Genomic DNA, 20,005 nt, shown 5'->3' with positions numbered 1-20,005 from the left:
TCGTACATGGAACAATCAATTGGCAGAGAATATATGAAACAATCGACTTGTGCAAACTGTGGCGATTGTGCTCGCGATAAAAAATTAATACCGCCGCCTTTGCAGCTGCCCTATGCAGAGGATTCAAGTATTATAAAATTGCCGGAACCAGATATGCTGGCAGATCAGGAAATAAATTTTCTTGAATTAATCGAGCTTCGGACGAGTGTCCGCCAGTATCATGAAACACCATTGACGTTGGCCGAATTGTCTTATTTGTTGTGGTGCACCCAAGGTGTTAAAATGGCTATGCCGCAAGGTACCAGCATTCGAAATGTTCCGTCAGCGGGAGCCCGGCATGCACTGGAAACCTATCTTTATATTAATCGCGTAGACGGTGTGTCGCCAGGGTTATATCGCTTTTTGGCACTCGAACATGCGCTTTTGCTGGTTCAGTCAGGCGAAGAATTGAATGCGGTCATGGTGCCTGCTTTTAAAAATCAAAAAATGGTAAAAACTTGTGCTGTGACTTTTATTTGGCTGGCGGTTTTAGAACGAATGGCTTATGCGTACGGTCAGCGTGCCTATCGATATATCCATCTTGATGCAGGCCATGTTTGTCAGAATCTGTATCTAGCAGCGCGGACGATCAATAGCGGCGTTTGTGCGATCGGGGCATTTGACGATGAACGCTTAAATGCCGTTCTTGGTGTAGATGGTGAAAGTCAGTTTGCCATTTATGCAGCAACGGTTGGTAAATAAAATAGTCGAAAAAAGGTTGTTCTGCTTAACAGGAACAACCTTTTTTCAATTATTTTTTAAAAAGATTGAAAAAAGGTTGTTTATAGTCTATAGTAGTAATGCTAAGATAGTTTTAAATAAGAATTTTACTATTTTAAGTATCGTGTAGATGTACTATTGGTTTTAGTCTATCGCTGGAGTGAGGGTAAAAACGTGAATAGAAGTGTGTGGAAAATAAGATTTTTACGTTTGGCAATTCGGATACAAAAACTGTTTCGTAAAAATGCAGTTTTTATGGTATTGTTTTTTTTATTTAACTATACAACGCTGGCTTGGTCTTTGGTGAATGCTGATAAGATCGAAGTGATGATAGGGTATGGATTTAGCTTATTTTTGGGTGTAACGTTCGTGACAGCATTACTGCAAATCTTCCGTAATCCTCTACTGAAAAACATTATGAAGATCGTTTTAGTTGTTGGCAGCGGCATTCCGTTTATGATTGAATTTGTGGCTATGTATAATTATAAAGCTTTAATTGGGGCGGGGATTGTTAACTCTTTGCTCGAAACCAATTCGCGTGAGGCACTCGAATTTTGTAATATGTATTTTGGTGCAGCAGAAATCATTGGAGGGGTTTTCTTAATTGGGCTGTTTACTGCGATCAAAAAATATAAGCTTATTTCACGTTTGCACTTTAGTCGACGTGTGCAGCGAAAAATTATTTTTGGTATTTTGGGTGTTAGTTTAGTTTATACAGTGCGAATGTTTGTTGTTTATACAGATTTTTTCTATAGTGAACCGCTGCTGCCAATGCAAAGAGCCTATGCTTCAGCGGAAGTTGCTTATAAAAATATGGAGGCTTATCATACATTGACGTCTAAACTCAATACGGATATCGCAATAACGGAAAATAAAAGTAAAATTAGAAATATTGTGTTTATTCTAGGCGAGTCCACTAATCGGAATCACATGCATCTTTATGGCTATAATGTCCCTAATACACCGAATTTGGATGCATTGAAAGCCAAAAATGAACTTAGTGTCTTTACGGATTGTGTGAGTCCCCATTCGACAACCATAGCTGTTTTAAGCAAATTGTTTACATTTTGTGATTATGAATCGGATAAAGACTGGTATGAATATAATAATTTAATTGATGTTATGAATGCAGCCGGGTATAAGACGTTTTGGCTGTCTAATCAGGAAAGTTCCGGGGTTTGGGGTAATGTAGCTCAGATCTATGCGGAACACAGTACGAAACATGAATTTACAAGAATTCGTGATTCACGGGAAGATTATGGGATTGTTGATGGTGAACTGTTTCCACTAGTAGATCGGGCTGTACAGGAAAAAGCCGATAAAAATTTCTATGTAATTCATCTTATGGGTGGACATGGTCTCTACTATAATCGCTTTCCGTATAGTTTTTCTAAATTTACGAAAGACGATATCAAACTCAATATACCAAATGAGAAGAAAGAAGTTATCGCCCAATATGATAATGCTCTCTACTACAATGATTATATTGTAAGCGGAATTATTGACAAATTTCGCGATGACGAAACAATTGTGATTTATGTGCCGGATCATAGTGAAGCAATTTACGATGAAACAGGTGGATTTACCGGACATATTGAAGAAAATCCAACGCGTCAGATGATCGAAATTCCTGTTATTATGTGGGCTTCGGACAAATTTAAGACGAATTATCCTGATAAGTGGGCACAAATTCAGGCGGCTGTCAATAGACCTTATATGACGGACGATATGATCCATACCGTGCTTGAAATTGCCGACATCAAGACACCAGAATTCGATCCAACGAAAAGTATCATTGATGAACAATTTGATACCACTCGTAAACGAATTTTTGGCGGCAAGGACTATGATGCAGAAATCAAAACAGGAAAAGTTCAAGAAGAATAGAGTTTATACAAAATGCCAGAAGGTTTATCCTTCTGGCATTTTGTGCGGGAAGCTTAAATGTCTCCATACATATAGGCAGCATAGATCTCTTTCATTTGATTACGATTTTTGCTTTCCGGCCAAAGTTCTCCCAATGAACTTTGGCGCATACCCGCAGCAAGATGTTCATACAGCCTAGGGTTGTCATGGCTGAGCTTTACGATAAGCTCTTTGACATCTTGCCTGGTCGTATGTCCATCTAGTGGGCAAGGTGAAGGTACGGGCTTGAAACCGTGAATGGAAATGGTATCGCGAATTTCTTGTTCACGAAAATAGATAAGCGGTCGAATCACGGTCAGATCCGTGCGGCTAAGATATGTATTTGGCGAAAAGGTTTTTAATTGCCCCGAATAAAATAGACTCATGAGAAATGTTTCCACAGCATCATCGTTATGATGGGCATAGGCAATTTTATTATAATTATTCTCTTTGGCAAAGCGATTTATCGCACCACGGCGAAAAAACGCACATGTAAAGCACGGATCTTTGCCAGCTTGATCTTTTATGGTTTGAGCAATGTCGACCGCATGGGTGTAATATGGAATCGAAAGTTCCTGGCAAAAAGCGGCAATACGGGTTGTATCGAAAGTTTCCGTAAACATCGGATTAATGGTGAGTGCACCAAGGGTGAATTTTTTTTTCAAGCGTTTTTGCATGCAAGCTAAGGCGTACGTTAAAAAAATACTGTCTTTGCCGCCGGATAGACCAATTAAAATATGATCATTTTCTTTGATGAGATTAAACTCAACAATAGCACGCATCAAACGGCTGAAATGGGCTTGGGGTAAATTTAGTTTCATACTGCACCTCGAATTAATTAAAGATTATGGATGTATTATAACGCAAATTAAGAAAAATATACACTAACCTCTTTTCTAAGTAGGGGGATTTGTCGTATAATATTAAATAGATACTAAAACATTCCTATTTTGTGAATGTAGAAATATAAATACTTGGAGGTATTCGATGAAAGCAACAAAGCCTATTTATATAATCGGGCATCGTAATCCAGACACGGACTCCGTTTGCGCAGCAATTGGTTATGCACATTTAAAAAAAGCATTGGGAGAAAATGTGGTCTCGGCACGAGCTGGAAAAATAAATGCTGAAACGAAATTTGTTTTAGAGCATTTTAATGTTCCAAGTCCAATGCTGCTTACAGATTTATATCCACGAGTAAAGGATATTGCGCTTAATTGTCGGACGGTTGTAAAAGCAACGGACAGTTTGAGAAAATTAGGTGCACTTATGCGGGAGTATTCTTTAAAGTCCGTACCGGTTGTTGATGAAACACAAAAAATTGTGGGGATTGTAACGGTAAGTGACTTAGCCAAACGATATTTTACGGAACTCAATATGCAGAATTTGGCCGAATCCGGGATTACATTTCGCTCGATTATTGATGTTGTTGATGGCGATGTAATTATTAGCGGTGATGCTGGACAAATGGTTAAGGGAAATGTGCGGATTGCAGCAGGCAGCCTGAAAACAATTCAAAAAATCATAAAGGCACACGATATTGTTCTCATTGGTGATCGTAGTGATGATACAATCCTTGAGTGTGTCAAACAGGGCATTGCTGGTCTTATTGTAACAGGGAACGGTCGTGTTGCCGCTGATGCGATTGAAGAAGCCGAAAAAAGACATATGTTTATCATTAGTTCACCCTATGATACATATACTTGTGCCAGACTGATCAATCAGTGTGTGCCAGTTAGTAAAATCATGCAAAAAGACGTGACGACTTTTAAACCGATGGATATGCTTAGCGATATCAAAGGCTTAATGGAATCAACCAACTATCGAAATTATCCAGTCGTCGAAAATGACTGTTTGTTAGGTGTTGTAAGCCGTGATCAACTGATGCTTCCTGAACGGGAACGGGTTATTTTAGTCGATCATAATGAACGTGGCCAAGCCATTGAAGGTATTGAGGAAGCACAAGTTATTGAAATTATCGATCACCATCGTTTGGGTAATATTCAAACGAGTGAACCGATTTTTACTCGTCAGGAACCTGTGGGTTCGACTTCAACAATTATAGCCAATATGCATTGGCATCGCAATATTGAGATGCCAAAAGAAATTGCGGGAGTTCTTGTCTCGGCGATTCTATCCGATACGGTCTTATTTAAATCACCAACGTGTACACCTTATGATAGACAAACTGCGGAAAAATTAGCAGCTATTGCCGGTATCGATATTCAGGAATATGGTATGGCAATGCTGAAAGCTGGTTCTGGTATTGGGGATATGACACCCATGGAAATAGCGAAAAACGATTTGAAAGAATTTCAGATTGGGCAATTCCGCATGATTGTCAGCCAGTTGTCAGTTATGGATACAGACGCGGTGATGGCAATGAAAACGGATTTATTGAGCAGTATGGATCTGATTTGCAAAAAAGAAGGGTATGATATGAGCCTTGTCATGATTACCGACATTATTAAAGAAGGCACATATCTTCTGTTTGCTGGCGATCCTAAGACTTTGATCGGTGAAGCCTTTAAGAAAAATGCCAGTGACAGCGTGCTTTATCTTCCAGGCGTTATGTCGCGCAAAAAACAAATCATTCCACCTTTATCAGAAGCTGTAAAACGATATAAAGCATAAGTTATGTGAATTATAAACATGTAAATTTGAGAAGACTTAACCTCTGCTGGCTTTTGTCAGTAGAGGTTAAGTCTTCCTTATAAAAGAATTTTAAAAGCAATATAGTTTTTAATTTAGTGGAGGAAAAAATTGGATATTTTTGAAGGCTTAAATCCGGCGCAGGTTGCGGCGGTAGAACATACAACGGGACCATTACTGATTATGGCAGGTGCTGGTTCGGGAAAAACGAAAGTATTAACCTGTAAAATAGCCAATTTACTGGCGCAGGGAGTGGCACCATATAATATTTTGGCGATTACATTCACGAATAAAGCCGCAACGGAAATGCGGGAACGCGTGGATCGGATGATTGGACCCAAAGCGAAAGATGTATGGCTTAGTACATTCCATGCTTTTTGTGCGCGCTTTTTGCGTCGTGAAATTGAAGCATTAGAAGGATATAAGCATAATTTTGTTATTTACGATTCAAGCGATTCACAAACAGTTATCAAGACTTGTTTACGTGAATTAAATCTTGATGAAAAACAATATACACCAAATAGCATTCAGGCAGCAATTTCAAATGCCAAAAATACATTGCAAGGACCACGGGCGTTTGAACAATCGGCAGATAATTTCTTTAAGGAAAAAGTGTCAGATGTCTATAAACTGTATCAGAAAAAATTACGAACGAACAATGCGCTTGATTTCGATGACTTATTGATGATCACGGTTGTGCTTCTTGAAGAACATCAAGATATTTGTGCCAAGTATCAGGCTCGTTTTAAATATATTATGGTGGATGAGTATCAAGATACAAATGGTGCCCAGTATCAGCTGACGAAATTATTAGCTGCACAGCATCATAATCTGTGTGTGGTCGGTGATGCGGATCAGTCGATTTATGGCTGGCGTGGTGCGGATATTCGCAACATTATGGATTTTGAAAAAGATTATCCAGAAGTGCAGACAATCAAATTGGAGCAAAATTATCGTTCAACCAAAACGATTTTGGCTGCGGCGAATGCCGTTATTGAAAACAACATTGATCGTAAACCAAAAGAACTTTGGACGGAAAATGCTGGCGGCGAAAAGATCACGTCTTATTTAGCGAATGATGAACGTGATGAAGCCCAGTTTATCGCAACAACCGTTATGAAACAAAAAACAATTTTCAATTCATCCTTTGGTGATATTGCAATTTTATATCGTACCAATGCGCAATCGCGCGTACTCGAGGAAGGGTTCATGCGGGCGGGCATTCCTTATACGATGGTTGGCGGTTTGAAGTTTTATGATCGCAAGGAAATCAAAGATATCCATGCCTACTTACGAGTGATCTTTAATCCAGCGGATACGGTAAGCTTGATGAGGATCATCAATGTGCCAAAACGTGGTTTAGGTGATGCTACAATTGCCAAAATGAATGAATTTGCAGCTATGAATGATATGACTTTATTCGATGTTGTATCAAATCCAGCACAGGTTCCGGGGCTTACAGCGCGCGTAAAAAAACCACTTGAACTTTTTGCTGAGTTTGTTTTTAAAATGATGGCCTATCAAGATAATCTTTCGGTACATGATCTTATTGATCGTGTTATGAATGAATCGGGCTATATTGCAGAATTGGAATCAGAAAAGAAACCAGAAAATGAAACGCGGCTGGAAAACTTGAAGGAGCTTTTGAGTGTGGCCAAAGACTTTGAAAAAGGCGATGAAATTCCTAATTTAGAGAATTTCCTGAGTCAGGTTGCCTTGGTGTCTGATATTGATAATGCGAATTTAGAAGAGGATCGTGTTACGTTTATGACACTTCATTCAGCGAAAGGTCTAGAATTCCCGATTGTGTTTATTGCTGGGATGGAAGAGGGACTGTTCCCACATTCGCGAACACTGATGAATGAATCGGAATTAGAAGAAGAACGCCGGGCTTGTTATGTAGGGATTACTCGAGCTGAGCGTAAACTGTATTTAACAAATGCGCGCGGTCGGATGATTTATGGTCATACCGTATCATATCCACAGTCACGTTTCTTAAGTGAAATTCCAGAAGAATATATGGAACGACTTGTCGTTCGTCAAAATGCCTACGGTTTTGCAAACTCCAGTGTCGTTCAGCAGCGTGGCTATGGCAGTGCCTTTCGGCCATCCGTTCAAATGCAGCAAGCATCGGGTCATGGTACGATTACGACACCAGTTATGCAGCAAACAGGCACGGCCATCCGCCCCGATACCAATGTTAATTGGCATGTAGGCGATAAAGCAAAACATGGTAAATGGGGGACCGGTACGGTTGTATCGGTGCGCGGCAGTGGAGAAGAAGTGGAACTTAAGATTGCGTTTCCGGGACAAGGAATTAAAGGACTTATGCAAAAATATGCGCCGATTTCCAAAGAATAGAATCAGTTGGAACCGCATGGTTTTGTTTAAGGGGGATTGCTGATGAATCGTAAAGAGCAAATACAAACATTAAAAGAAAAAATTTTTTACCATAATAAGCGTTATTATGATAATGATGATCCACAAATCACGGATTTTGAATATGACCAGTTAATGTCTTCACTCAGGCAGCTGGAGCAGGAATCCCCAGAACTTTTGACCAAGGATTCGCCCTCGCAAACGGTTGGTGGGGCGGCAAAACGGACTGCGGGTGTTTTAGTCAAGCATGATGTACCAATGCTTAGTTTACAAGATGTTTTTGCCAAGGAAGATGTGGTTCAATTTGTTGAAGCGATCCAAGCGGAATTTACGAATCCAGAGTTTGTGGTAGAGCAGAAGATTGATGGCCTTTCGCTGGCACTTCGTTATGAAGCAGGTCAGCTGAACGTTGCTGTTACCCGTGGTGATGGCATTGTCCAGGGCGAAGATGTCACGGAAAATGCGAAAGTTATTAAAGATGTGAAAAAAAAGCTTAAAGAAGCCGTGCCGTATTTGGAAATCCGTGGAGAAGTCTATATGTCAAAGCAGGCCTTTGCTGAAGTCAATGAGGCGCAGGAACTGCTCGGTAAAAAACTGTTTGCGAATCCCCGCAATTGTGCCGCCGGCACACTGCGGCAACTTGATAGTAAAATCACGAAGGAACGAAATCTTTCGTTGTTTATATTTAATGTACAGGCGGCCAAAGGCATTGTCTTTAAGACACATACACAGGCTTATGATTTTCTCAAAAAACAGGGGATTAAGGTTATTGCCGATTATAGAATATGCAAAACAGTTGATGAAGTCTGGGCTGCGATTGAACAAATTGGCGAAAAACGTGGTGATTTGCCATATGATATTGATGGTGCTGTAGTTAAACTCAATGATTTAGCACAACGGGATCAACTAGGCACGACATCGAAAGTGCCAAAATGGGCAATTGCTTATAAATATCCACCAGAAGAAAAAGACACAAAATTATTGGATATTGAATTGTCCGTTGGCAGAACGGGACGAATTACGCCAACCGCAATCTTTGAACCAGTGAGGTTATGCGGTACCAGTGTAGAACGGGCGACGCTGCATAATCAGGATTTTATTAATGAATTAGATATTCGTATCGGCGATACGGTCCGGGTTTATAAATCGGGTGAAATCATTCCGAAAATCCGTACGGTAATCAAAGAGAAACGTCCGCTAGGAACAAAACCGTTTGTCATTCAACCGATTTGCCCGATTTGTGGTTCTCCGGCTGTAAGGGAAGAAAATAGTGCAGATATGAAATGCACCGGGGTCAATTGTCCGGCACAACTTGAGCGGCATATTGTCAATTTCGTCAGCCGGGATGCGATGGATATCAAAGGGTTTGGTATCGCTTATGTTAAAGAGCTTATTGCACAAGGCTATATCAAAACGGTTGCGGATATTTATCGACTCAAAGACTATAAAGATGAGCTGATTGAAAAAGGGATTATCGGTAAAGAAAAAAATACGAACAAATTGTTGGAAATCATTGAGCAGTCTAAGACCAATGAACCGCAGCGACTCATGACAGGACTGGGCATTGCTAATGTTGGGAAGGCGGCAGGTCGTGAATTGATGAGGCACTTCAAGGATATTCAACTATTAGCGAAGGCGGATATAGAAGCCATTAAAGAGGTACGCGATATTGGTGAAGTCAGTGCACAAGCTATTTTTGATTATTTTTCGAATGCAGAAAATCAATTGGTTCTTGAGGCTCTGGCGGCAGCCGGTGTTAATATGCAAGCACATGCTGTCGATGGCGGCGATGACCGGCTTGCTGGACAGACTTTTGTTATTACGGGAACGCTGCCGACCTTAAGCCGCGATGAAGCTGCCAAACTTATTTATCTTCATGGCGGCAGAGTTTCCGGGAGTGTTTCGAAAAAAACAGACTTTGTATTAGCAGGGGAATCTGCAGGCAGTAAGCTAATAAAAGCACAGGACTTAGGTATAACAATTTTACAAGAAGAAGACCTGCTAAAGATGGTGGAATGATTCTCAAATTAATAGAACATTTCGCTTTGTCGTGCTATAATGATATTTAGTTTGGTTTATAGATATGCATTAAATATTTTATAGGGCATCGTCAGGAATGGGGTATAGGGCGCCGTGGCGTTACGTAGGAAGCAAACGATGCCTTATATCCCATTCCTGGCAGACTGATAGACTCGATGCAATTTCTTTAATGCATGATATATAATATAAATGATTAAAATGGAAAGCAGCTAAAATTGAAAGTAAAGCAGCGCAAAAGGACGAAGTGGTTCTTTTGGAAATAATCTCGCGGCTTGACTTTCAGTTTTTAACTTTTCGTTAATTTTATAAATGGATGGTGAAATAATGAAAGTTACAGCTAAAGATGTTGAGAGTGTAGCGATATTATCGCGTCTTGAACTTAAAGAAACAGATATGGAAAAATACACGAAACATTTAAACGCATTTCTTGAGTATGCGGATGTGATGACTAGCTTGAATACCGATGGCGTAAAACCGACGGATCATGTACTTCCTTTGCAGAATGTTTTCCGTGAAGATGTGGTTAAACCTTCATTGGATCGTGAATTAGCCCTTTCCAATGCACCGCAGCGTGAAGATGGCTATTTTAAAGTACCAAAAATTCTGGAAGATTAAGCAAAGAGCAGGAGGAAAAAACGTGAGATTATTTGATAAACCAGCACATGTTTTACATGATATGCTTGTGAATAAAGAAATTACAGCAGTGGAACTTCTCAATGATGTCTTTTTACGTATAGATGAAGTGGAAGATCAGGTTAAAGCTTATTTAACCCAGACCCGTAAAACGGCTCTTGAACAGGCCCAGCTTGTGGATGCGAAAATTGCTAAAGGCGAAACGATTGGTTTTCTGGAAGGAATTCCTGGCGCCATTAAAGATAATATTTGCACAATGGGTGTGAAAACAACCTGTGCTTCGAAAATGCTGGAACATTTTGTACCGCCTTATAATGCAACGGTAGTGGAAAAACTGCAGAAACAAAATCCGGTTATTTTAGGAAAAACGAATATGGATGAATTTGCCATGGGTGGTTCAACCGAAAATTCAGCGTATTTTCCAACCCATAATCCTTGGAATCTTGATTGCGTTCCGGGTGGTTCGAGCGGTGGTTCAGCAGCGGCTGTAGCAGCTGGAACGGCTATCTGGTCAATTGGTTCGGATACGGGTGGTTCCATACGTCAACCGGCTTCTTTTTGTGGTGTAGTTGGCATAAAACCAACCTATGGTCGTGTATCACGTTATGGACTGGTTGCTTTTGCATCTTCGTTGGATCAAATTGGTCCTTTGACACGTGACGTAACAGACTGCGCACATTTACTTAATATCCTTTGTGGTTATGATGCAAAAGATTCTACTTCCATCAATGCAGAGGTGCCAGATTTTACAAAATCCTTAGTTAAGGATATCAAAGGACTCAAAATTGGTCTGCCAAAAGAATACTTTGTAAAAGGGATGGACGCAGATGTTGAACGTGCTATTCGCACGGCTATTAAAAAGCTTGAATCTCTTGGGGCTGAAGTAGTTGAAGTATCGATGCCGCATACAGATTATGCAATTTCAACGTATTATTTATTAGCACCGGCCGAAGCCAGCTCCAATTTAGCCCGTTATGACGGCGTAAGCTATGGTGAACGTGTTGATGGTATCGATATTGTTGATATGATGAATAAAACTCGCAGTGCAAAATTTGGTGAAGAAGTCAAACGCCGTATTATGATTGGCAGTTATGCCTTGAGTGCTGGTTATTATGATGCCTATTATGTAAAAGCGTTAAAGGTCCGTACCTTAGTAAAACAAGATTTTGATGAAGCTTTTGAAAAAGTTGATCTTATCGTAGCACCAACTGCACCAACACCAGCTTATAAAATTGGTGAAATGAATAGTGATCCACTCAAGATGTATTTGCAGGATATTTGTACGATTCCGCTCAATCTGGCAGGACTTCCTGGCATCTCGATTCCTTGTGGTTTTACAAATACAAAAATGCCGGTTGGCCTTCAGCTCATCGGTAAACCGCTTGATGAAGCAACCATTATCCGTGCTGCTTATACATATGAACAAAGCAATGAATTTCATAATAGTATTGCACCACTTGGGGAGGATAAAAAATGAGTTACGAAACAGTCATTGGGCTTGAAATCCATAGTGAATTAAAAACAAATACAAAAATATTCTGCGGTTGTGCCACTACGTTTGGGGCTGAACAAAATACGAATGTCTGTCCTGTATGTCTCGGACTTCCTGGGGTATTGCCGGTTATAAATAAAAGGGTTGTTGAATTTGCGATTAAGGCGGGTATTGCTTTAAATTGCAAAATTAATAATTTTAGTAAATTCGATCGGAAAAATTACTATTATCCAGATTTGCCAAAAAACTTTCAGACTTCACAGTTTGATTTACCGATTGCTGAATTTGGTTATGTCGATATTGAAGTGGATGGCAAAGTGAAACGGATTCGCATTACGCGTATTCATATGGAAGAAGACGCTGGAAAACTGGTTCATTCCGGTACTACCATTAAAGATTCTGCTTCCTCAAATGTGGATTACAATCGTACAGGTGTACCATTGATTGAAATTGTTTCAGAACCAGATATATCAAGTCCAGCAGAAGCAAGAGCTTATATGGAAAAAGTGAAATCTGTTTTGGAATATCTTGATGTTTCCAATTGTAAAATGGAGGAAGGAAATCTTCGTGCCGATGTCAATGTATCACTGCGTAAAGTTGGTGCAACGGAACTTGGTACAAAAGCAGAAATGAAGAACCTGAACTCCTTCAAGATGATTGAAAATGCGTTAGCATATGAAATTGAACGTCAGGAAGAAATTCTCGATGATGGTGGTCACATTGTCCAAGAAACCAGAACTTGGGATGATGCCAAGGGGATTACACTTTCCATGCGTACAAAAGAAGCAGCGCAGGATTATCGGTATTTACCAGAGCCGGATCTTTTGCCAATTATTACAACGGATGAAGAAATTGAAGAATATCGACGCGGTTTACCAGAACTTCCCGATGCCCGCAAAGAACGTTTCATGGAAAAATTTGATCTTTCTTCGTATGATGCACTTGTACTTACGACTTCTCGTCAAATGGCCGATTATTTTGATGCGGCACTGCGAAATGGTGCTGATGCAAAACTCGTTGCCAATTGGATCATGGGAGATCTTTCGAAACATCTCAACTTGGAAAACAAAGATATCTCGGAAAGTTTAGTAACCGCGGAAAATCTTGCGGCAATGGTGACTTTGATTAGTAAGGGAACAATTTCCTCGAAAATTGCTAAAACTGTTTTTGAACAAATGTGGAAAACAGGCGATGATCCTGAAAAAATCGTTAAAGAAAAAGGACTTGTCCAGATTACGGATACAAAAGCGATTGAAGAAATCGTGGATGCTGTGATTGCAGCCAATCCAAAACCGGTTGAAGATTATAAGAGCGGCAATGCAAAATCAATCGGATTTTTAGTAGGACAGGTCATGAAACAAAGTAAGGGGAAAGCAAATCCTGGTGTTGTTAATGACCTCTTAAAAGGGAAATTGGACGCATAAGAAATTTCATAAAAAAATAAGGCTGCACATCATATGCAGCCTTATTTTTTTAGAGAGAGGTATATATTTTGAAATTTATTTTACTGCCATTCATTGCCTGGCTGGCTGCCGGGTTTTTGAAATTCAGTATTCATTATCTGCGGTGCGGTGAGATGAAATTTAGTGAAATCATTGGCTATGGTGGTTTTCCAAGTACGCATACTTCTATTTTAGCCTCAGCCGTATTTTCACTGGGACTTTATCAAGGGTTTTTCACTCCCCTTTTTTCTTTTGGTCTTGCTAGTTTGATGGTTTGTATGATTGATGCACAGGGGCTTAGACGCCATGTGGGGCGGCAGGCTGTTACGGTCAACAAGCTGGATAAAACAGCAAACTTGCAAGAACGTATGGGGCATACCTGGTTTGAACTTAGCGGCGGATTGATTGTTGGCATGATCGTTGCTGGTTTGTTTTACCTTATATAAAACAATAAAAACGTATTTTAGGGCAAGTTTCTCGGAAGAAGAATAAACCAAATGGATTTGGGTTAGTTTACGTTATTTTTAACATTATAGGAGTGACTAACTATGAAAAAAGGTTTTTTTTATCAAACAGCACTGGGAACTTTTTATATTGCCGAAGAATATGCCGCGATTACTGATATGAAATTTGTAACCGCAACGATTGAAAATGAAGATGAGATTGTCGAAACACTGCTTATTCGGGAAGCTTTTATGCAGCTAAAAGAATATCTAAACGGTTTGCGCCAGCTATTTACATTGCCGCTTAGACCACAGGGAACTGTTTTTCAAAATGAAGTCTGGCAGATTTTAAAGACGATACCGTATGGTGAAACTCGCTCTTATGGCCAAATTGCCACAGCAATCTGCAATCCGCATGCCAGTCAAGCCGTGGCAATGGCCAACAATAAAAACCCCATATTATTTTATATTCCGTCGCATCGTTTAATTGCGGCGAATGGAAGCTTGAATGGCTATACGGGTGGGGCAGCCATGAAAAAATATTTATTAGAATTGGAGCAGCTGCATAAAAATAAATAAAGTAAAAGCAGGAAAACATAATAAATTTGACGAAATGGATAATAATGTTTTCGAGTATAAAGAAAGATGAGGTACGTTTTATGCAGTACAAGGCGGTTATTTTTGATTTGGATGGGACTTTAATAGACTCTCTGGCAGACCTGGCCGACAGCGCCAATATAATGCTTACTGAATATGGTTACCCGACACATGAAGTGAAAGACTATCGATTGATGGTAGGCAATGGTTCCCGAATGCTTATGAAACGCTGTTTACCAAAAGAGACTTCAGAAAAATTTATTGATGAAGCTTTGGCAAAATATAAAAAAATATATGAAAGCCGTTTCTTGGAAAAAACAAGATCATATGATGGAATTTTAGAATTGCTTAAAGAATTAAAGGCTGATGCAATACCTTTGGCTATTTGTACAAATAAACATAATAAAGCGGCACACACAATTGTTGAAGTTTTATTTGAAAAGCAGACATTTGATTATTTAATTGGTGAACGGGAAGGAATTCCTCGTAAACCCGATCCGACGGCAGTACTCGAAATAGCACAGGACATGAAGATTCGTCCTGAGGAAATTGTCTACATAGGTGATTCCATGATTGATATGGAGACAGCTTTAAATGCCAATATGCTGCCAGTAGGAGTTTTATGGGGATTTCGTGATCAAAAAGAACTTGAAGAAAATGGTGCAAAAGTTCTTTTAGAACATCCAGCAGAACTTTTAGAAAAAGTTGAGTTTGTTAAAAATTAAATGATTGAATTTTTAAGATGACGAAGTAAACGATATTGTCTGTGGATGGTCGAATTTGTTTATTAGTTTACTTAAAAAAATACATAAAAAAGGAGCTTTGCATTTTGCAGAGCTCCTTTGTGCTTATTCTTTTTTATTGTCATTTTTGGGGTCCGTTGTTTTTGAAAATGCTTTTTTTAATTCGTTGACGCCGTTGCCTAAGGCTTTACCAAGCTCTGGTAATTTACCTGGACCGAAAATAATTAAGGCGATAAACGCAATAATTAATAATTCTGGAATGCCAATACCAAACATTATATCCTCCCATAAATTACATGTTGTCTTTATTACATTGTATCATAAACGAAGAGAATAAACAGCTGTTAATTCTCTTCGTTTATGCTTATGATTTGTCGAAAACGAAAGGATTATATTTCATGATGTGGTTGCAGGCTTGGCTGCCAGTAGGGACTTTGTTTCATTTGCTTCATTTTACGGAAATAACTGATTGTGACGAGTAACATGGCGCCAGCCCAGGAAATTGGATTGGAATAACAAATTCCCAAAAAACCGAACATATTGGTAATGTACAGCGCAGAAAAACAGCGAAGGACCAATTCGATGATACAAGCAATAAAAGGAATTCTTGCATCGCCCATACCTTGCAATGTATTGCGGAAGATAAATAATTGACCGAGGAAAAAGTAGCAGGTTGAACTAATCATTAGGTAGGTTTTCGCAATAGATAAGACTTCGGGTCCGGCATTACTGATAAAAATTGCAATGAGTGTTTCACCAAAATTATAGATTATAAACCCCATAAAAAGACTAATTGCAATTGAAATACCAGAACAGCTTAAAACTCCTTGGCGAATACGATCCAATTTGCGGGCACCGTAATTTTGGGCTGTATACGTTGCCATGGCAATCCCAAATGATAACATCGGCTGCGTAGCAATTTGTTCAATTCGAATGGCGGAGGTGAAAGCGGCTATGGTATTGGGACCGAAGCTGTTGCAGACACTTTGTATAATGAAAATACCAATGGCAATAATGGAAAACTGTAAAGCCATGGGCAGTGCGAGCCTTAGATGCTGTAGAGCAAAAGCGTAGTCAACTTTCCAGTCCTCGCGTTTTAACTGCAAAATCGGAAATTTCTTCATAATATAAATGATGCAGCATAGCGACGAAATAGCTTGGGCGATGATTACGGCAATAGCCGATCCGGCAATGCCCATACCAAATACGCAGATAAAAAGTATCGCCAGAACAATATTGATTAACGTTGAAAAAATTAAAAAATAAAGCGGCGTTTTACTATCGCCTAAGGCACGGATAATGCTTGATAAGAGATTATACGCCATCATGGAAATCAAGCCGTAAATTATGATGCTGATATAATCATAAGCGCCCTGAATCAGAACAGCAGGTACGTTCATTACAGCGAGTAAGGGTTTCAAACAAAGAATACTGAAAATAGTTACAACAATCGTTGCCAGTAAACTGATGAGTATAGATACCGTTACCGAACGGCGGACGCCAGATTCATCTTTTGCCCCGAATTTTTGGGCTGTAATAACGGTGAGTCCGCCAGTCAGACCATTACTTAATGTTAAAAGAAAAAAGAAAATTGGTGATGCTGCACCGACCGAAGCTAAAGCATTCACACCGATTGTCCGACCAACGATGATAATGTCAGCTATATTATATAATTGTTGAAAAACATTTCCAATAAGTAAAGGTATGGAAAATGCTAAAATTAATTTAATCGGATTCCCGATTGTCATGTCACGAATCATCTATAAAAACTCCTTTTTTATGTATAGGATTACGATAGTCGAAAATAAAATATTTAGCAATAGTTTTCTAAAAAAAGATTCATTTATCGTGCATATATTTATTGGTCAGAGGGCTAGACATTAGCTGTGATTATACTTTATAATAGAAACTATTAAGATAAGATCGATATGGTAAAAAGTGAATATGCTCCGTGCGAAAATATCTAAGGGCAGGACCTATGATATTGAGCCTGAATAATTCTTTGGATTATTCGCGGGGTAATGAGAGAAATTTCATTGCCTTCCATAGTTGAGAAGGAGAAAAAAAGATCGTTTTACGTAGCAGGAGTCTGCGTGAAGGCTGTTTTTCTATGCTCAATTGTGTAGAATAGCAGCCTTTTTGTTTATTTCTGGTTTATGAGAGGACGAATAGAATGAAAGTCATTAATACAATTGATGCTTGTGGGCAGGTACTTTGCCATGATATTACGCAGATTATCAAAGATGTAACGAAAGATGTACGCTTTAAAAAAGGTCATGTGGTTCAGGAGGCAGATATCCCAGTGTTGCTTTCTTTAGGCAAAGACCATCTTTATATATGGGAGAAAACCGAAATGATGCTCCATGAAAATGAAGCAGCTGAAATTTTACGGCAGATTTGTCAAAATGACAATATGAGACCCTCTAAAGTTAAAGAAGGTAAGATTGAGCTCATGGCAGCTTGTGATGGTATATTGAAGATTGATGTGGAACGTTTGAATAAAATCAACGATCTCGATGAAATTATCATTGCTTCCAGGCATAATAATACTCCCGTGAAACAAGGGGATAAATTAGTGGGAACTCGAGTCATACCGTTGGTTATCGATCGAGATAAAATGCAGCAGGCACAAACAATCGCTGGTGATAAACCGATTTTGCAGCTGCTTCCCTATAAAAAATGGAAAGTCGGTGTTGTAACGACAGGTAACGAGGTTTTTCATCATCGAATCAAAGATACATTTACGCCTGTTATTGAGCAAAAACTGGTTCAATATGGTTTGAAAATGGATGGACATCGGATTGTTAATGATGAATCTGTCAACATTACACAGGCGATTAGAGAATTGATTGCCGACGGTATGGAAATGATTATTTGCACGGGCGGAATGAGTGTTTATCCGGATGATATGACACCAGCAGCCATTCGTGATACGGGCGCTCAGATTGTAACCTATGGTGTGCCGGTTTTGCCTGGGGCGATGTTTTTGTTAGCCTATTATAATGGTAATGTGCCGATAATGGGCTTGCCGGGCTGCGTTATGTATGCGAAAATAACGATTTTTGATCTGGTCTTTCCGCGAATTGTGGCCGGTGAAAAAATTAAAAAATCAGAACTGACAGGTCTTGGCCATGGCGGTTTGTGTTTAGAATGTGATGTTTGTACCTATCCGGCTTGTAGTTTTTGCAAAGGGGTGTAGTTGATGGTTGGTGTAGAAGTAGAGCAGGCGATTGATCTTTTGCTGCAAGAAGCAGCGGCTGTACAAACCGTAGAAATGGTGTCTCTACTTGATGCTTTGCAGCGTGTTTGTGCCGAAGATATTCTTGCTCCTATGGACAATCCACCCTTTGATCGGTCACCGCTTGATGGTTATACTTTTCAGGCAGCCGATACGGATAAGGTATTACCGGGTCAAGCGGCAACTTTTAAAATCATTGGCGAAGTTTGTGCCGGACAAACTTTTTCGGGAAAAGTAGAGTCTGGACAAGCCGTGAATATTATGACAGGTGGTAAAATGCCAGTCGGCTGTGATTGTGTAGTGCGCCAGGAGAATGTAACCGTCGCAAACGGGATTTTATCGGTGTCAACCCATATGTCCCAGCATGAAAATTATTGTTTTAAGGGCGAAGATATTAAGAAAAATAGCTGTCTTATAAAAAAAGGCACGATTCTTTGTGCGGCTCATATTGGTACATTAGCCAGCATGGGATATGCACAGATTAAGGTCTATAAAAAAATGAAAGTGGCCTTATGCAGCACGGGTGATGAACTAGTTGACGTTGGTGGGACTTTACCTGAGGGGAAAATTTATAATAGTAATTTATATATCTTATCGGCAAGGCTCAGGGAGCTTGGACTGGAGCCTTTGATATTGGGAATTGCCGATGATGATGAGGCAGCGGTAGCGGCCTTGATCGAAGAACATAGCAAAACTGTGGATTTATTTTTGACAACAGGCGGCGTTTCGGTCGGTAAAAAAGATATCATGCATGCTGTTATTCAAAAACTACAGGCTAGACGTTTATTTTGGCGTGTTTCGATGAAACCGGGTACGCCGATTTTATCGTATGTGCATAACGATACATTGTGTATCGCTTTGTCGGGAAATCCTTTCGCGGCACTTGCGACTTTTGAACTTTTGGTTAGACCGGTGCTGGCTAAGATCAGTCGTAATTCGAATATGCAGTACAAAAGACAAAAGGCTGTTTTGCAGGATGATTTTATAAAAGAAAGCCAGGGGCGGAGATTTATCAGAGCCCATTATGAAGATGCTGAAGTTCGCCTGCCTGCGAAGAACCATTCATCGGGGTCCTTGTTTTCGGCAGTGGGCTGTAATGCGATGATTGATATACCAGGCGGCACCCCGTATTTAAAAAGTGGGATGTCGGTTGATGTTATCATATTATAAGGAGTATAGAAAAGTATGAGTGGATTAACACATTTCGATCAGGCTGGCAAAGCTATTATGGTCGATGTCAGTGAAAAACAAAATACAGCAAGGGTTGCAACCGCACAAGGTAAAATTGTAGTGAATGAAGCGGTTTATACGGCGATTTGTGATGGCAGTGTCAAAAAAGGGGATGTGCTTGGTGTTGCCCGCATCGCTGGAATCATGGCGGCAAAACGCACGAGCGAATTGATTCCAATGTGTCATCCGCTATTGATTACAAAATGTTTGGTGGATTTTAAAATGCTGCCCGAGCAGTCGGCAATAGAAGCCAGCGCAACGGTTAAAGTGAACGGACAGACCGGTGTAGAGATGGAAGCACTGACCGCGGTTAATGTGACGCTGCTAACGATTTATGATATGTGTAAGGCGTTGGATAAAACAATGCAGCTGCAAGACATTTGTTTAGTCCAAAAATCCGGTGGTAAAAGCGGGGAATTTGTAAATCCGAATTTATAAGCACACTGGATGGT

The 20,005-nt window shown here is 39.8% G+C and carries 17 protein-coding genes and 1 riboswitch; of the genes, 14 read left to right on the top strand and 3 right to left on the bottom strand.

The window, feature by feature from the left end; genetic code table 11:
- Positions 1–6 precede the first annotated feature (6 nt).
- Both F606_RS0107965 and F606_RS0107960 read left to right on the top strand, forming a co-directional pair.
- A complete protein-coding gene (locus tag F606_RS0107965; RefSeq protein ID WP_019553355.1) occupies positions 7–741 on the top strand; it encodes a SagB/ThcOx family dehydrogenase in 735 nt (244 codons plus the stop codon).
- Between the two features lie 192 nt (positions 742–933).
- Positions 934–2,646: a phosphoethanolamine transferase family protein gene (locus tag F606_RS0107960; protein ID WP_019553354.1), complete on the top strand. Its 1,713-nt coding sequence runs from the start codon at positions 934–936 to the stop codon at positions 2,644–2,646.
- Between the two features lie 53 nt (positions 2,647–2,699).
- Here F606_RS0107960 and F606_RS0107955 read toward each other — a convergent pair whose 3' ends face one another.
- On the bottom strand, positions 2,700–3,485 hold the full coding sequence (locus tag F606_RS0107955; RefSeq protein ID WP_019553353.1) for a tRNA lysidine(34) synthetase: 786 nt from the start codon (positions 3,483–3,485) through the stop codon (positions 2,700–2,702).
- A gap of 166 nt (positions 3,486–3,651) precedes the next feature.
- Here F606_RS0107955 and F606_RS0107950 point away from each other — a divergent pair, with 166 nt between their 5' ends.
- The 9 genes from F606_RS0107950 to F606_RS0107910 all read left to right on the top strand — a co-directional run bounded on the left by F606_RS0107950 (position 3,652) and on the right by F606_RS0107910 (position 15,067).
- Positions 3,652–5,298, top strand: coding sequence for a putative manganese-dependent inorganic diphosphatase (locus tag F606_RS0107950; protein ID WP_019553352.1), 1,647 nt, complete (start codon positions 3,652–3,654; stop codon positions 5,296–5,298).
- Between the two features lie 129 nt (positions 5,299–5,427).
- Positions 5,428–7,677 (top strand): DNA helicase PcrA, encoded by a 2,250-nt coding sequence (gene pcrA / locus F606_RS0107945; protein ID WP_019553351.1) that lies wholly within the window; start codon positions 5,428–5,430, stop codon positions 7,675–7,677.
- Between the two features lie 42 nt (positions 7,678–7,719).
- A complete protein-coding gene (gene ligA, locus F606_RS0107940) occupies positions 7,720–9,714 on the top strand; it encodes an NAD-dependent DNA ligase LigA (RefSeq protein ID WP_019553350.1) in 1,995 nt (664 codons plus the stop codon).
- 345 nt (positions 9,715–10,059) lie between these two features.
- Entirely contained in the window at positions 10,060–10,350 is a 291-nt protein-coding gene (gene gatC, locus F606_RS0107935; RefSeq protein WP_019553349.1) for an Asp-tRNA(Asn)/Glu-tRNA(Gln) amidotransferase subunit GatC, read from the top strand.
- Between the two features lie 22 nt (positions 10,351–10,372).
- Positions 10,373–11,845, top strand: a complete 1,473-nt coding sequence (gatA, locus tag F606_RS0107930) for an Asp-tRNA(Asn)/Glu-tRNA(Gln) amidotransferase subunit GatA (protein ID WP_019553348.1) — start codon at positions 10,373–10,375, stop codon at positions 11,843–11,845.
- Entirely contained in the window at positions 11,842–13,284 is a 1,443-nt protein-coding gene (gene gatB, locus F606_RS0107925; RefSeq protein ID WP_019553347.1) for an Asp-tRNA(Asn)/Glu-tRNA(Gln) amidotransferase subunit GatB, read from the top strand. The genes gatA and gatB overlap by 4 nt, the downstream gene beginning before the upstream one ends.
- Before the next feature lie 68 nt (positions 13,285–13,352).
- A complete protein-coding gene (locus F606_RS0107920) occupies positions 13,353–13,748 on the top strand; it encodes a divergent PAP2 family protein (protein ID WP_019553346.1) in 396 nt (131 codons plus the stop codon).
- Between the two features lie 102 nt (positions 13,749–13,850).
- Complete coding sequence (locus tag F606_RS0107915; RefSeq protein ID WP_019553345.1) at positions 13,851–14,324, top strand: methylated-DNA--[protein]-cysteine S-methyltransferase; 474 nt, start codon at positions 13,851–13,853, stop codon at positions 14,322–14,324.
- Between the two features lie 80 nt (positions 14,325–14,404).
- On the top strand, positions 14,405–15,067 hold the full coding sequence (locus tag F606_RS0107910; protein ID WP_019553344.1) for an HAD family hydrolase: 663 nt from the start codon (positions 14,405–14,407) through the stop codon (positions 15,065–15,067).
- Between the two features lie 123 nt (positions 15,068–15,190).
- Here F606_RS0107910 and tatA read toward each other — a convergent pair whose 3' ends face one another.
- Entirely contained in the window at positions 15,191–15,361 is a 171-nt protein-coding gene (tatA, locus tag F606_RS0107905) for a twin-arginine translocase TatA/TatE family subunit (protein WP_019553343.1), read from the bottom strand.
- 113 nt (positions 15,362–15,474) lie between these two features.
- Positions 15,475–16,845, bottom strand: coding sequence for an MATE family efflux transporter (locus F606_RS0107900; protein WP_019553342.1), 1,371 nt, complete (start codon positions 16,843–16,845; stop codon positions 15,475–15,477).
- Between the two features lie 175 nt (positions 16,846–17,020).
- Positions 17,021–17,161, top strand: a riboswitch (molybdenum cofactor riboswitch).
- A gap of 97 nt (positions 17,162–17,258) precedes the next feature.
- Here F606_RS0107900 and F606_RS0107895 point away from each other — a divergent pair.
- Genes F606_RS0107895 through moaC form a run of 3 tightly spaced genes read left to right on the top strand, consistent with a single transcriptional unit; the run spans position 17,259 to position 19,991 of the window.
- Complete coding sequence (locus F606_RS0107895; protein ID WP_019553341.1) at positions 17,259–18,284, top strand: molybdopterin-binding protein; 1,026 nt, start codon at positions 17,259–17,261, stop codon at positions 18,282–18,284.
- A gap of 3 nt (positions 18,285–18,287) precedes the next feature.
- Positions 18,288–19,493 (top strand): molybdopterin molybdotransferase MoeA, encoded by a 1,206-nt coding sequence (locus F606_RS0107890; protein ID WP_019553340.1) that lies wholly within the window; start codon positions 18,288–18,290, stop codon positions 19,491–19,493.
- A gap of 15 nt (positions 19,494–19,508) precedes the next feature.
- Complete coding sequence (moaC, locus tag F606_RS0107885; RefSeq protein ID WP_019553339.1) at positions 19,509–19,991, top strand: cyclic pyranopterin monophosphate synthase MoaC; 483 nt, start codon at positions 19,509–19,511, stop codon at positions 19,989–19,991.
- The last annotated feature ends 14 nt before the right edge of the window (positions 19,992–20,005 follow it).

Source organism: Propionispira raffinosivorans DSM 20765, assembly GCF_000381065.1.
Taxonomy (GTDB): Bacteria; Bacillota; Negativicutes; order Selenomonadales; family Selenomonadaceae; genus Propionispira; species Propionispira raffinosivorans.
This window is presented reverse-complemented; position numbering and strand designations above follow the sequence as displayed.

Coding starts and splice junctions, on each gene's coding strand:
- F606_RS0107965 (WP_019553355.1), top strand. CDS start 7: ATGGAACAATCAATTGGCAGAGAATATATGAAACAATCGACTTGTGCA.
- F606_RS0107955 (WP_019553353.1), bottom strand. CDS start 3,485: ATGAAACTAAATTTACCCCAAGCCCATTTCAGCCGTTTGATGCGTGCT.
- F606_RS0107950 (WP_019553352.1), top strand. CDS start 3,652: ATGAAAGCAACAAAGCCTATTTATATAATCGGGCATCGTAATCCAGAC.
- ligA (WP_019553350.1), top strand. CDS start 7,720: ATGAATCGTAAAGAGCAAATACAAACATTAAAAGAAAAAATTTTTTAC.
- gatC (WP_019553349.1), top strand. CDS start 10,060: ATGAAAGTTACAGCTAAAGATGTTGAGAGTGTAGCGATATTATCGCGT.
- gatB (WP_019553347.1), top strand. CDS start 11,842: ATGAGTTACGAAACAGTCATTGGGCTTGAAATCCATAGTGAATTAAAA.
- F606_RS0107915 (WP_019553345.1), top strand. CDS start 13,851: ATGAAAAAAGGTTTTTTTTATCAAACAGCACTGGGAACTTTTTATATT.
- F606_RS0107910 (WP_019553344.1), top strand. CDS start 14,405: ATGCAGTACAAGGCGGTTATTTTTGATTTGGATGGGACTTTAATAGAC.
- tatA (WP_019553343.1), bottom strand. CDS start 15,361: ATGTTTGGTATTGGCATTCCAGAATTATTAATTATTGCGTTTATCGCC.
- F606_RS0107900 (WP_019553342.1), bottom strand. CDS start 16,845: ATGATTCGTGACATGACAATCGGGAATCCGATTAAATTAATTTTAGCA.
- F606_RS0107895 (WP_019553341.1), top strand. CDS start 17,259: ATGAAAGTCATTAATACAATTGATGCTTGTGGGCAGGTACTTTGCCAT.
- F606_RS0107890 (WP_019553340.1), top strand. CDS start 18,288: ATGGTTGGTGTAGAAGTAGAGCAGGCGATTGATCTTTTGCTGCAAGAA.
- moaC (WP_019553339.1), top strand. CDS start 19,509: ATGAGTGGATTAACACATTTCGATCAGGCTGGCAAAGCTATTATGGTC.